Genomic DNA, 13,611 nt, shown 5'->3' with positions numbered 1-13,611 from the left:
CGAGCGAGGTTCGACAGCGGCGAAAAATCGGTCAAGAGAATAATATACCTGAAATAATGTGTAATTCCGTAGGGGAGGGTCTGAGACCCTCCCGCTAAAATGGGGCGTTGTTGGAAGGGGGGGGATTTTTTTGGGAAGTTCCAAAGAGTGAAGGCGATATAGCACTCATATACTTACTATATCGCCCCACAAGAAATTCCTATATTCTTTGTTATTTAAGTAGCAACAGTCTTTCTTTAAGTATCTTCTCGCCCGATATTAAACGCGCAAAGTAAATGCCCGAAGAAAGGCCTTCCCCTGTTTGGTTGTCGCCCTGCCAGATGATTCTGTTTTTTCCTCCCTCAAGATCGAAAGAATTAACCACACGACCTGAAATGTCAAATATGTCGAGTCTCGAGCTTGCCTCCGCGCCTCTAACATCGATTGATACCGCATTATTAAACGGGTTAGGATAGGCGGATATCGATAATTCTTCCGGGAGCTCGGGTTTTTCATCTATACCATATAGAGTTGGGTTGTAAAAAAGAACAGCTGTGCTGTTCTTTGGAACATATGAACCAGAGGGGTCGTCCATGTAAAAATACGAAAGCCCATCTACGCCGTATTGGTCTTCGATTATTGCCGCTGAAAAATCGCGATTATACCCATCGACATTTTTGTAATAGAAAATAATCCAAGAGCCATCGCCACTCAGGTCTATAACTGTTTGGAATTGCAAAAGCTCATCTGTTCCCGTTGAATCGAACATTTCCCATTGAACATAGAATAATTGTGCAGAATGATCTTCGAAATAAGAGATAGAGCCGTTTGAGCCATACACAAGATATGTCCAAAGAGGTGCTATTATTGCGTTAGGTGATGCTGGGTCCGGGAAGGGGTCCTCGGGGTAAGGGTCTCCTGCGCTTGCGGTTGTGTCGGTGGAAATCCAACCATTCTTGCAGATAACGAAACTATTAGCTACATCGGCGTAAAATGGAAATGCTCCTCCAACGATTATTGGATCGGAAACTATTTCGGTGCTTATATCTAGATGCATTCCCGGGCCACCTGAATCGGGATTAATCTCGAACCAATTGTATGCCGGTGCCATCGTGTCCCATGTCGCCCAACTATCGACGAATTTATAGTCGATCATATCGGGGCCACCATTATGTGGATTTTGAATAATAGTATAATACTCCATACTTTCACTGCAATTGCCTAGAGTATCGCAGGCTGTGAAATGATACCAAACAGTGTCTCCGGGATAAACCCCGCATAAGGAAAAACTATAATTTGAACCGGTTACCGATTCCGGGGCTAAAGCAATTCCGCCTTCGATATAAAGAGAACCAGCCGCAACAGCATTATAATCGGATATTTGTGCAGTAAGATGAAGACAAAAATCCGGCGGTTCGGAGTAGTTTTCTGTAACACCCGCATGAGCGATTGAAGGACCAACTGTATCCGGTCCGGCAGATGGCGGAAGAAACCTTATAGCGAAATTGTCGAATAACGGATTCCCTGGTGGAAAACCATTATATTCATAAAGTAATCCATCGGTTTCGCCTGGATTCTCCATGCCCACCGTTGCCTGGCCACCATAATCATGAAGAGGCGCTTCAGGTGTATGCATATCGAGATAATGATATTCGATTATCCCATTAGAGAAAAGATGGATTCCAAAGGTTACCTGGCCAGTCGGGTCTGAGAAGGTATAAGGGCAATATATATTATACCAAATTATCCAGAACGAAGCCCCGGTATCGTAGGTTTTAATCGAAGCAGTAGCATCAAAAGCAGTATCGACATCGCAGTCATCCCAAAAAATCGCGAGCATTCCACCATCGGGACCACCGACATCTGGAATAGAATCGTTTGAATAATAAGCGCTTAATGGGTCAGCTCCAAATGCTGCCCAACCGTTGGTCGATACCCATATGCTATCGAAGTCTTCTCCGTAAAAATTAAAGGTGAATGGAAGTTCAATTTGAGTGTATTCGTCATCGCCAAAAAGCTCGGGAACATCAATAGCTGAATCGAATGGCGGGGCAACATAGATCGGCCCGGAGGGATCAAAAGAATCAAACCATCTGTAACCGGCTGAATCTGGACCACCAGAACTTATATGTGACCATACCGTTGTGCTTGTCGAACGGGAATCATTTATAGTAATAGAGTCGCTGGCGACAGATACTTCACAATATACATTGAATTCGCCACCTTCTGTAGGCATCCAATCAATGAATTCAATTGTATCCATCTCGCCAACAGTCAATGCGGTAATCGCTGTTTCATTATAGACCGTGTCGCTTGTGGAATCGACAATGACCATGGTGACGGGCACAGATGACTCATCTAATGTCCCACGGTTTGAAACAACAGCAGCAACTTCAATACTATCGCCGATAACATGAGAACCGGATGGTGAAATTATTGAATTGAGAGCGCAATCGTGACCCATGAAAAAGGGTTTATTGAAAAGAATCGCGCGACCCGAGTCGAGAGAGGCCACATTGTAAGAATATTCAAGGCCATCGATTCCATCCTCAGACTCTATGCCAATTGTCGCACCGACTCCATTAGCATCGAAAATTTCGCCACCATATGGATCGAAATATTGGAATTTTATTTCGTTATCTCTGCCCGTGGCATTCTCGTATATAATAACCTGAAATGTCAAAGGATCCTCTGGGTCGCCATATTCCCCAAGAAAAAACCAATTCGACCATGTAACAATAAATTTACGATTTGGTGCTGTATCCTCGGTTTGATAATAAGCATGAGATATGGAATCGATCATACTCATATCATCCCAATAAGGGAAAAGAGCAGAATTAGGCATCGAGCCGGTTGGTATAGGCTGATTACTATACGCGTCGATGGAACGATCATCAAAACCCAGTGCACAATTGGTCGATACATAAACCTCGACTGTGTAGGTAATTCCATAGAATTTTACAGGGAAAGGCAATGGTGCCGTAGAGTATTCATCATCGGTTCCCGGAAAAACAATCACATTGGTCGTGTCAGGTTCTATCCAATCGAACAATCCAGTGCTGTCGAGATCGTCAACCCAATAATAACCATAATCGTCCGGGCCTCCAACTGCCGATATAATAGTAGTAAATAAAACAATAGCAAATAAAACTCGGAAAAACCTCACGCGAGCCTCCTTTATTATGTGTAAATGCAGTATTTTCAATATAATTATATACAGGTTTTTAGCAAGATCGTATATCGCTGATTAAATCCTAAGTATTGTTCATGAAAATTTGGGTTATTTATAAATAAAATGTGTTTATAACCAAATGATAAAATTATAAACCTTATAAAAAGTGGGTTGGCGCGAGGGATGTGGTAGGGAAAATTTGGGAGTCCGTGCAAAAAAGAAAATCGAAATAATAGCAAAATGTGCCACACGCACGGAGCGTGCCGGCCCTTATCGAAGCGGTAATTCTTCTTTAACGAACCTCTTGCAAAAACCAACTTTTTTCTATATCTTTGCCTCAAAATTAACGCCACGTTAGGAAAGAATTATGCTCTGGTCAAAGGCCTTTATCCCGACTCTTAAAGAAACCCCTGCCGATGCGCAGGTAAAATCGCATATCCTTATGCTTCGCGCTGGGCTTATACGCCAACTTTCGGCGGGTATATACACCTATCTGCCACTTGGGTGGCGCTCGATGACCCGCGTGATGGATATAATACGCGAGGAAATGGATGAGATAGGCGGGCAAGAAATATTCATGCCATCGACTACCCCTGTCGAGCTTTGGGCGGAAACCGGTAGAGACACCGACATGGGTGAGATAATGTATCACTTCAAAGACCGCCGTGGCACAAGTTTCGTTCTTGCTCCCACACACGAGGAAATCATTACAGATCTCGTGCGTGGGGAGATACGAAGCTATAAAGAACTACCACAGATATGGTATCAAATACAGAATAAGTTCCGCGACGAACCGCGCCCGCGTTCAGGGATACTTCGTGTCCGCGAATTCTTGATGAAAGACTCATATACGCTTTGCTCAGATGAAGCCCAGTTGGACGAAGCTTATCAGCTACATAATAAAGCATACCGGCGGATATTCAAACGTTGCGGAATTAAATACTTCGTCGTGGGAGCATCAAGTGGTCTGATGGGTGGGACAGGTTCGGAGGAATTTATGGTACCATCGGATTCCGGTGAAGATATCATAGCAACCTGCGAATGCGGCTTCGCTCAGAACCTCGAAGTTGCTGAATCGGTGCCATCTGTAGTGAATTGGAAGCCTTTGGAGAAAGCAAAAATTCATACGCTAAATCAAAAAACTATCGAACAGGTATCAGAATTTTTAGAATTGCCGAAAGGGCAGCTCGTTAAGTCACTCATCTATATTACGCAATCGGGGAGACAAGTAATGGCATGTCTTCGCGGCGATCATGAGCTTTCTGAGGAAAAACTCCAAATAGCAGCTGGAGAGGTTATTCGTCCGGCAGAAGCAGAAGAAGTTCTCAAGATTGCCGGTTTACCTATCGGCTTTTTAGGGCCTATAAATTTTCAATCAAAAATAGATATTCTCGTAGATTCAGCGCTCGATGATGATATGCCATTTGCAACTGGTGCCAACGAGGTCGATTACCATCTTGTTGGTTATAAATTAGCCGATATCAACCAATTCCGCAAAACCGATTTACGCATGGTGGCCGAAGGCGATCTCTGCAAGAATTGCGGTAAAGCTCTCAAGCTTATCAGAACCATTGAAATAGGCCATATATTTAAACTTGGCACTAAATACTCCAAACCCATGGGAGCGACATTCCTCGACGAAGAAGGCAATGCAAAGCCAATTCAGATGGGAAGTTACGGTATTGGTATTGGACGAATTCTCGCTGCGGCGATAGAGCTTTATGCTGATAAAGATGGAATTTCTTGGCCGATAACAATAGCGCCGTTTGAAGTAATTATTACACCGGTGAATATCTCCGATGAAAAGATCATGACGGTCGCGACAGCGATCTATGAAGAGCTTATCGACGAAGGAATCGATGTCCTACTCGACGACAGAGACCTTCGAGCTGGAGTTAAATTCAAAGATGCCGATCTTATCGGTGCACCGATTAGAGTGACTGTCGGTAAAGGCGTGAAGAATGGCATGATAGAAATATTTAACCGAAGAACGAAAACAACAGCCGAGGTTTCCATCGAAGACGCTATCAACGAAATAATCAGTCTTTGGGAGAGGCTTTTCGAAGAGTTAATAGATTAGTTATTTTGGGCATGTCGGGCATTCGACCTTGCCCTGAAATGCGTTTCTATAATAATCTAGTTCCTTTTTCAACTTTGCGTCCCCAAAACGGTTCGCGAGGCGGTCGATATAATTTAATTGCTCAGTTTTCCCTGCACATTTGCCCAGAATCCCAGCAGTTGCTCGCAAAATACCGGGGTGAGGCAGGAATCTATATCTAACCGAAGGTTCCCCAAAATAATCCCAGAACATAGAATCGAGGGTGAGGGCATTCTTGCAATCGTTAATTTCCCATGCTACTCCGCGTGCAAAAATAAGACCGCGAGCAGTATATGGTGACCCCGTGGACATCTCCGCGAGTTTAAATCCTAAGGCGACAGCATCTTCCTTGCGCCCGACCTGATATGCTACATACATCTCTGCCAGGCTGTCCACAAGTGCTCGTTCGGTTTCCGGTGGTTCGACTATTATAAAACTGATGGAATCCGATTCGCTCCACCTCTTGCGGTAAACTAAATGGTATTCACCGGAGGGAATGCATGAAAGACCTACCTCAGAGGCATAAGAGCGAATTTCGCGGTATGGGTCATAGAGCCAATTTGGGCCATCGGAGAGAATATAGCGATAATGAACAGTATCTCCGGGGGCAAGGGTGTCGTATGGGTGTTGTTCATAAGCTCGAACCATAACGAAGGGTTCGATACTGTCCATGCGCACCGATGCGGGATCGAGATCATAAACCACCGCGCTATCCGTGGCGATGTTCTCGGCATAAACTTCAAAAAACATGGTCTCGCCCATCATGAAAGGCTCTGAAGGTTGAAGCCAGATAAATTTAATTGCATCGCGCATCGAATCGATAGGCTCCATCACTTTCGCCGATGTGATATTAAAAGCAATAATTAATAAGAATAATAATTTGATAATATTATTCGATTTCATAAACCGGCCTTTTTTACAAATTTTTCAAAAAGTTCTTTTGATTTATTATCGAGTTTTTCTGGGATTTTGACATTAACAACGATAAAGAAATCCCCTTTTTTTGCTTTTGAAACGATACCTCTCTCTGGGATACGAAATTTTGTGCCGGGTTGGGTTCCGGGGGGAATAGTGAGTTTTACTTTTTCTCCACTAGGCACACGCACGAGTATTTTTGCGCCTTCGATTGCTATTTTTAAACCGATTGTGATGTCTGCGTAAATATCGTTGCCTTCTCTTCGGAAAAAGGAGTCAGTAGCAACTTGCACAATGACAATAAGGTCTCCCGCAGCTCCCCCGTTGATTCCAGGCGCACCTAATCCGCGAAGGCGTATTTTGCCGCCGTTTCTAATCCCGGTGGGAATGTTTATCTCGATAGTTTTTTGTCCCTTTCCCGGAATCCCGAACTGCACCCTGCTTTTTCCGCCATTAACTGCTGTCTTGAACGGCACTTTGACGCTTGCCTTGAAATCTTGTCCTTTTTGGGCATAATTACGCCTTTTTTTGCCTCCGCCCATATTGAAAAATTGGGAGAAAATATCACCTAGATTACCTCTTGCTCCCCCGAAAAGGTCTTCTAGGTTACCATCAAAAACAGTCCCATTACTCCGAGGGTGTCTTCCACCGGCCCCTGGAGGGGCGTTAAAGCCAGCGCCGTATTTTTGAATTTGGTCATATTCAGCTCGCTTTTTTGAATCGGAAAGAACGTCATATGCCTCATTAATCTCTTTAAAGCGCGCCTCGGCTTCAGGTTTGTCGGGGTTAAGGTCAGGATGGAACTCTTTTGCAAGACGATGGAAGGCCTTTTTTATATCGGCTTCGGAGGCATCTTTTTTTAGAGATAAAATTGTATAATAATTTTTACTTGGGTCCATATTTTTAATGCAATTTAGTTAAACCAATTATTTTTGTGATTTCCGGGTTGTTTTCGGGTGCACAACCGTTGTGTTCTTAAGTTTAATGCCAGCGAAGGCTCAAAAATTCAATACATGATACACTTCGCTTCTTATTTTTTATCCTCATAGCTTGGTTCGACTAGCCTTCCTATGAAAAGGATACTCCCGGTTTGGTTGTCTCGAATAATGAAAATAATCGGATGATCAACACGGAAAACGGGGGTTGTATCATGGTAAACCGCCTTTGTAACCATTTCAACAGCAGTAGCTGCAGCGGCTTCGGTGCCCTCCTCGCTGACTTCGACAATGGCTTTATGCATAATCTGCGATATCCATAAATCGCCTTTGGGCCAACCCATACCGCTGAAATCCGCAACATCTGGTTTAAACGCATCGACCATGCCAAGCTGTTGAAAAGCAGGAATAAGACTGTAGGAAGTTTCGAGTTTGAATTTTGGAATATAAACCTTCACATCCTTGGGTTTCTCGGCATCCAATTTAGATAGGCACTCTTTCAAATCGAGCTTTTTTTCGAGTTTTGTAAGACCGCCGATCTCCTCGGGTAGGAGGATGACCATAGACATAGCATTTTCGCTGTAAGGTAATTCCAGCGCACGATAATTTGACATATCGACAAGCTTAAATTGCTCATTTTGATACATAAGTTTCACCGGAACGCTAGATTCATCAGAGGTATAAAATTCTGAATCGTATGTATATTCTTTTTTAAATGAGTTGTTCCATGTTCCTTTGAAATAAATTGCGTTCAGAATTACACACACAGAGTTAGCATCGAGCTTGTCGAGGATTTTTTCGATTTTGTCCTCGGTTTTATCCTTAACCCAAGAATTAATTTTTTTAAGGTCGCCTTTGAAAACCTCGGCAAAGTAGTATTTTTCAAGGAGAGATTTATAACTACTTTCAACATCGCCGCCGGTGAGGCAAAGGGCGTTGGCTATATCGAGTTTTATTCCGGAGGTTTTAGCGGTTGTTTGTAGCTGGTTTTGGAGGTTGCCGAAGGCAGGATGTATGTCGTTTTCGAGGTAAAAATTCAGTGCTGAGGTTATCTCGATTGCGGTATTACCCTTTGCGCCGCCATAGGTCATTGCCATTGCCGACGAGATGCTATAAGGCGAAAAAAAGATGTTGCCTTCTTCGGTTGCAAGTTGCTTATACATCTCGGAGGCGAACAAATTATTGCCCTCGATGAGCGATGGAATTATTATGACATCAGTTTTTTCGGGCGATTTCGACCCGGCATTCAAAACTGAAATTAAAGCGAAAACCAAAACAAATATTAGGCTTGAGATTCTATACATATTTCTCCATCCATATAAAGATATTAGCGAAATTTCATAACTAACAGCGAGGCTTTAATTTTATATTATATAGCACATTTAAAAGAAAATCAAATAAATAAAAAGCGCCGCAAGAGCGGCGCTTTTAAGTGAGATTTTAATCTTCGATCCAGGGGCAGAAAATGAAGGGAAAAAGCTCCTAAACCGTCGGAGTGGGGCCATCGCTGGGGAAAGGAGGGGAAATACAACGATGAACCCCAAAAAGCGGCACTCACTAATCCCGCATTTTCCAACGGCGTTAACGCTATTAAGCGTTTAGGAGTAGGGCAAATACCGAAAAGAACGTTATCGAAGATCAAGTCATAATATTTATAAACTAGAATTTGTCAATATCTAAAAGAGTTTTTGTTTCATTCTTTCTAAAATCAAATTTAGGGTTATTAAACGACATATATGCAAAGGAAAAAAGTGTTTGCACGCATCCTTTAAAAGGCTAAATTGTTTGTATGCAATATGTTTAGAACTAAGGAGGAAGAAATGCGCTTGGTCATCAGTATCGTTGTTTCGCTCTTAATGGTTTTATCTGTTCTGTCGACCGAGGTCGAATATGAACATCAACAAACAAAAGAATTGGTTAAGTTTGTCGAGAAAGCGGTTCAATTAATTCAAAGCGAAGGAACTTCGGTTTTTACTCGATTTAGAGAAGAAAATTCTGAGTGGTTTAAAGGCGACGATTATATTTTTGTATGGGGGCTCAATGGGATGCGCTATGTCTATCCTCCAGATGTTGCCGGTGAGGGCCAGAATATGATAGACCTCGAGGATGTCGATGGGAGGCCCATTGGTAAGCTTTTTATTGAGAGAGCCAATGTTGGCGCCGGATGGGTTCATTATAGATGGCCCAAACCCAACGATGAGATTCCAACATGGAAAACAACCTACATTGCAAAAGCTATAACCCTTGAAGGCAACGCTTATCTTGTTGGTAGCGGGAAATATGATATGCCCTGTGAGCCGGCTTTTATTAAGGATATTGTTATCAGGGCGGTGGATCTGATTGTAGCTAACGGCCCTGAGGCCTTCGATGAAATATCCGACCAAAATGGCGAGTTTATTTTCCTGAACAGCTATGTCTTCATTAAAGATATGAAGGGCAATGAAATATTAAATCCATTGAACCCTGGCTTGGAAGGGAAGAATATAATCGACCTTACGGATGCCGATGGCAAACTTTTTGTCAAAGAGGAGCTGGGACTTTTAGTTGAACAAGATGAGCTTTGGTATGAATATAAATGGCCACGTCCCAACAACGGTAAGGTAAACACCAAGCGAGTATTTTTAAAAAAGGCACCTTTTGGAGATATAGTATATGTCGTCGGTGCAGGATATTACCCTGATAAATAGGATAGGTATTAGGTTTTAACGCATGCAAGCAGGAACCTAAGGGTGAATTAGAGACAGTGGAAAAGGTCGATATTCAGCGCTATCTAGGGAAATGGCACGAAATAGCGCGCTATCCAATTAGATTTCAGAAAGATGATTGTGTGGCAGCAACAGCCGAGTATAAGCTCATGAGCAATGGCTAGATACGCGTCCTTAATACATGCTGGAAGGATTTCGCAGGTGGCGAAAAACTTAATAATGCCAAAGGCCGAGCAAAATCAGTATCGGAATCTAATGCCAAACTCAAGGTTACCTTTTTCTGGCCTTTTTGGGCGCATTATTGGATTATAGATCTCGATGAGAACTATAATTATACGGTTGTCAGTGGGCTTTCCCGGAAATATATGGATACTGTGCAGGGAACCCAGAATGGAGAAAGAAATTTACGAGTCAATAATGAAAAATCTTGAGTTAATTGGATACGAACGAGCAAAATTCATAATCTCCACAGCTCAAAAAGAGGAGTTGAATTAGTTTTTTAATTAACACTTTTTAGCTCTACTGTTCAAGCCCGTATTCGTTTATCTTGTTTCTGAGTGTGTTGCGATGGATGCCGAGGCGATCGGCTGCGAGGTTCATTTGCCAGTCGGTTTCTTCCAACACGCGATTTATATGTGCGCGTTCGACATCGGTTAAGAGCTCTGAAGTTGCTGAATATATCGAATTTGTAAGCTGCAAATCTTCTGGTATGATTAGATCACCGCGCGCCAGGATTATGGCACGTTCGAGAGTGTTAATAAGCTCGCGAACATTTCCCGGCCATGTATGACGAATCAAGACGTCATGTGCGGCTTTAGATAATCCCTTTATGTTCTTGCCGTGTTTCTTAATAAATTTCTCAACGATTTTATTTGTGAGGGCGATTAGGTCTTGTCTGCGTTCTCTTAGCGGTGGTATTTCAAGGCTTATTACAGCAAGGCGGTAATATAGGTCATCGCGCATCTCGCCCTTCTCGACCATCGCTCGGACATCCCGATTGGTGGCCGAAATCAACCTCACCGATGGTGTAACTTGAGTGTTACCTCCCAGTCGGAAAAACGATCCTTCTTGCAGGAATCGAAGCATTTTCGGTTGAAGTTTGAGAGCTATCTCCGCTACTTCGTCTAGAAATAGTGTTCCGCCATCGGCAAGTTCGATTTTTCCGCGCATTCTTTTTGTTGCGCCAGTGTATGCCCCCGGTTCAGCACCGAAAAGTTCGCTCTCGATGAGATTATCGGGGATTGCGGCACAATTAATCGGAATAAACGCGCCTTTGCGCCCGCTGGCATCGTGTATTGTTCTTGCAACAAGTTCTTTGCCCACTCCAGATTCGCCGGTTATAAGAACTGGCGCGTCGGTAGGAGCCACTCGGGATATTATGGAAAGAACCTCATTCATCTGTGGTGATTCGGCGACCATTTCTTCTGAAAAGCGATCATCGAGTTGCTCCCGAAGTATGCGGTTTTCGTCTTCTAGACGGCGTTTTTCAAGCTGTTTAATGATGACGACCTTCAATTCTTCAAGGTCTATGGGTTTCACGAGATAATCCTGCGCGCCGGCCTTCATGCCTTGCACTGCAGTATCTACTCCGCCAAACGCAGTAATGAGAACCACAGGAAGGTTCGGGTCTATTTCCACGAGTTTCGAAGTGAGTTCGATACCGCTCATTCCCGGAAGTTTGACATCGAGGAGAGCAATATCAAATCCCCGTTTTTTAAACTGTTCCAAAGCCTTTTCGGCGTTGGCGAAATCGGCGACATCGTATCCGTTTTTGCTTAAAAATTTGCCCAATAGCTTTCTACCGCTACTCTCATCATCGACCAACATTATATTCGGTTGCATTTATTTCCTTCCTTTTGTGGGTATTGGTAAAACGCAGCGGAAGTCGGTGCCGTTTTCTCCAGTGTCAACCTCTATTCTTCCTCCGTGGTCTTTTGCAACGCGGAACGTAACAAACAGGCCTATCCCTGTGCCACCCTCCTTGCCTGCACTGACGAAAGGTTTTCCTAATTTTTCGATTATTTTATTTGGAACTGGTGGCCCGCTATCCCAAACGGAAATACATAATTCGTCAGCAAGTTTATAGGCTTTTAATTTTATTTTACCGCCTTTAGGCGTGGCCTCGACAGCATTTTTAATAAGGTTAAGAAGGGCCTTTTTAAGTTGATCGTCATCGAATTCGATGTGGCCGGAAAAATCTATTTTCGACTCGAAATCTATACCCGAACCCTCGGCACGGAGCCTTCCGGCGGCTTCTATCTCGGCAAGCAAGGGGTCTATTGGCTTAAAGGATAAGTTGGGCGCCAACGGCGCGGAAAGCCCAATAAATTCCCTAACGATATTATCCAGACGAGAAATCTCGACTCGTAGATTTTTAAGCATATCGAGGTATTCGACTTCGTCTTCCATCGGGGTGAATTCGGCTGAAAGTCTTTGTGCGACTATTCCTATCGCATTAAGGGGATTGCGTATTTCGTGTGCAACGCCAGCAGTAAGCTCGCCCAAGGCTCTGAGATGTTCGACACTTGCGGCCTCTTTTTTCAATTCGATAATATCAGTGATATCTTCTGCAACTGCGAATGCGCCGCCTTCGACGAGTTTGTTAGCCGAAATATCTAGAAGACGAACACCCGATGGAGTTTTTATCTCGGTTCGAGCAATATAGGCCCTTTTGGTTTTGAGGACTTTCTGTAGGCCGAGTATATCCTCGGGAAAAGTGGCTACATATGATTTTCCGCATATCTCGCGCGAGGACAAGCCAAATAGTTTTACAGCTACTGGATTAATAAGGGAGATTTTACCCGAGGGATTAATTGCAAGACAAGCCGCATTCATCTCTGAAACTATGGCTTCAGATAGCCCGACTTGCGCAGAAAGGCGCCTGGTGGTCATACTAAGGGCAATAATGCCCCCTGCAGCAATCAGAACAAGCACCAAGATGGCGCCTATTTGAAAGGCATAACCTCGAAAAAGCCTGTCGTAATCCGCAGCTGAGAAACCAATCCTAAGGATGCCCTTGTATCGGCCCATCTGGGGGAAATTTAGGGCTAATTCGAAGACGCGTTCGCCTGAGAAATCGGCGTATCGAGAATTAGCCTCGCCGGTTTCGACAACTTTCTGCAGAAACTCATCCGAGGTAAGGCTGCTCATTTTTCTGACGGTTTTTGTGGCGAATATAAATCCGGATGTATCCTGAAGCGCGAGGTAGCGGACTTCAGGATTTTCGCCCAGCCGGCCTATCATTCTGCCAAGCGTGAGCTCCTCGCGTTCGCGCGAGGTGGGCTCTGGCGCAAAGAGAATAATCACGCCGTTTTTCACTCGAATAGCTAAACCTTTAGGCCCTTCTTCAAGCGGAAGTTCGCGGTCGATTCCAAAAAGTTGTGTTGATTCCGTGTTGTCATATATTAGATGAAGGTTGGTTTTTACAGTGTTTAACCAACTAAAAAGTTCGTTATATGTTGAGGATGATTTAAAAATAATGTTAGCATCGAAATCGGTAAAGACTACAAGCGGAAGTTGTGATTGTTTTGCAATTTTCTCGACATCACCAGGGCCTATGGATTCCGGGATGGACTCAGATGCGAATATAAGCCGACTTTCTCGCTCAAATTCTCGGAGAACCTGAAAACCATAGACTGTCCGGCATGCTTCGATTAATACCGATGCGGAACCGAGACCATTGCGAAACATAAGCTCGCTGAAAGCAAGTTTGGTAGCGCGAAGAGCGAACCACTCCACTGCGATAACTATCACGAGTATCGCCAAAAGCATCAATATCAGGTGGAGTATCCTGCGCGTGTTTTTCAC

At 43.8% G+C, this 13,611-nt stretch carries 10 protein-coding genes; 4 read left to right on the top strand and 6 right to left on the bottom strand.

Annotated features, from left to right (window positions below; all coding sequences use genetic code 11):
• Window positions 1-211 precede the first annotated feature (211 nt).
• Window positions 212-3,145: a T9SS type A sorting domain-containing protein gene (locus tag KAH81_03570; GenBank protein MCK5832730.1), complete on the bottom strand. Its 2,934-nt coding sequence runs from the start codon at window positions 3,143-3,145 to the stop codon at window positions 212-214.
• A gap of 373 nt (window positions 3,146-3,518) precedes the next feature.
• On the opposite strand from KAH81_03570, the gene KAH81_03565 reads away from it, so the two are divergent.
• Window positions 3,519-5,231 (top strand): proline--tRNA ligase, encoded by a 1,713-nt coding sequence (locus KAH81_03565; GenBank protein ID MCK5832729.1) that lies wholly within the window; start codon window positions 3,519-3,521, stop codon window positions 5,229-5,231.
• Here the strand turns inward: KAH81_03565 and KAH81_03560 are convergent, their stop codons facing one another.
• The 3 genes from KAH81_03560 to KAH81_03550 all read right to left on the bottom strand — a co-directional run bounded on the left by KAH81_03560 (window position 5,232) and on the right by KAH81_03550 (window position 8,403).
• Window positions 5,232-6,152, bottom strand: coding sequence for a hypothetical protein (locus KAH81_03560; GenBank protein ID MCK5832728.1), 921 nt, complete (start codon window positions 6,150-6,152; stop codon window positions 5,232-5,234).
• Complete coding sequence (locus KAH81_03555; protein MCK5832727.1) at window positions 6,149-7,063, bottom strand: DnaJ domain-containing protein; 915 nt, start codon at window positions 7,061-7,063, stop codon at window positions 6,149-6,151. The genes KAH81_03560 and KAH81_03555 overlap by 4 nt, the downstream gene beginning before the upstream one ends.
• 131 nt (window positions 7,064-7,194) lie before the next feature.
• A complete protein-coding gene (locus KAH81_03550; GenBank protein MCK5832726.1) occupies window positions 7,195-8,403 on the bottom strand; it encodes a serpin family protein in 1,209 nt (402 codons plus the stop codon).
• 516 nt (window positions 8,404-8,919) lie between these two features.
• On the opposite strand from KAH81_03550, the gene KAH81_03545 reads away from it, so the two are divergent.
• From KAH81_03545 to KAH81_03535, 3 genes are read left to right on the top strand one after another with little or no spacing between them, the layout of a single operon-like run.
• A complete protein-coding gene (locus KAH81_03545; GenBank protein ID MCK5832725.1) occupies window positions 8,920-9,786 on the top strand; it encodes a cache domain-containing protein in 867 nt (288 codons plus the stop codon).
• Window positions 9,787-9,842: 56 nt separating this feature from the next.
• Window positions 9,843-9,968, top strand: coding sequence for a lipocalin family protein (locus tag KAH81_03540; GenBank protein ID MCK5832724.1), 126 nt, complete (start codon window positions 9,843-9,845; stop codon window positions 9,966-9,968).
• Complete coding sequence (locus KAH81_03535) at window positions 9,969-10,235, top strand: lipocalin family protein (GenBank protein ID MCK5832723.1); 267 nt, start codon at window positions 9,969-9,971, stop codon at window positions 10,233-10,235.
• A gap of 88 nt (window positions 10,236-10,323) precedes the next feature.
• Here KAH81_03535 and KAH81_03530 read toward each other — a convergent pair whose 3' ends face one another.
• Both KAH81_03530 and KAH81_03525 read right to left on the bottom strand, forming a co-directional pair.
• Window positions 10,324-11,646 carry a sigma-54-dependent Fis family transcriptional regulator gene (locus tag KAH81_03530; GenBank protein MCK5832722.1) on the bottom strand — a complete coding sequence of 441 codons (1,323 nt, stop codon included), beginning with the start codon at window positions 11,644-11,646 and terminating at the stop codon, window positions 10,324-10,326.
• Window positions 11,647-13,611 (bottom strand): PAS domain-containing protein, encoded by a 1,965-nt coding sequence (locus KAH81_03525; protein ID MCK5832721.1) that lies wholly within the window; start codon window positions 13,609-13,611, stop codon window positions 11,647-11,649.

The organism is bacterium (assembly GCA_023145965.1).
In the GTDB taxonomy this organism is placed as follows: domain Bacteria; phylum UBP14; class UBA6098; order UBA6098; family UBA6098; genus UBA6098.
This window is presented reverse-complemented; position numbering and strand designations above follow the sequence as displayed.

What these genes read in the sequence shown, in the direction of transcription:
- KAH81_03565 (MCK5832729.1), top strand. Translation starts at nt 3,519, where the DNA reads ATGCTCTGGTCAAAGGCCTTTATCCCGACTCTTAAAGAAACCCCTGCC.
- KAH81_03530 (MCK5832722.1), bottom strand. Translation starts at nt 11,646, where the DNA reads ATGCAACCGAATATAATGTTGGTCGATGATGAGAGTAGCGGTAGAAAG.
- KAH81_03560 (MCK5832728.1), bottom strand. Translation starts at nt 6,152, where the DNA reads ATGAAATCGAATAATATTATCAAATTATTATTCTTATTAATTATTGCT.
- KAH81_03550 (MCK5832726.1), bottom strand. Translation starts at nt 8,403, where the DNA reads ATGTATAGAATCTCAAGCCTAATATTTGTTTTGGTTTTCGCTTTAATT.
- KAH81_03545 (MCK5832725.1), top strand. Translation starts at nt 8,920, where the DNA reads ATGCGCTTGGTCATCAGTATCGTTGTTTCGCTCTTAATGGTTTTATCT.
- KAH81_03555 (MCK5832727.1), bottom strand. Translation starts at nt 7,063, where the DNA reads ATGGACCCAAGTAAAAATTATTATACAATTTTATCTCTAAAAAAAGAT.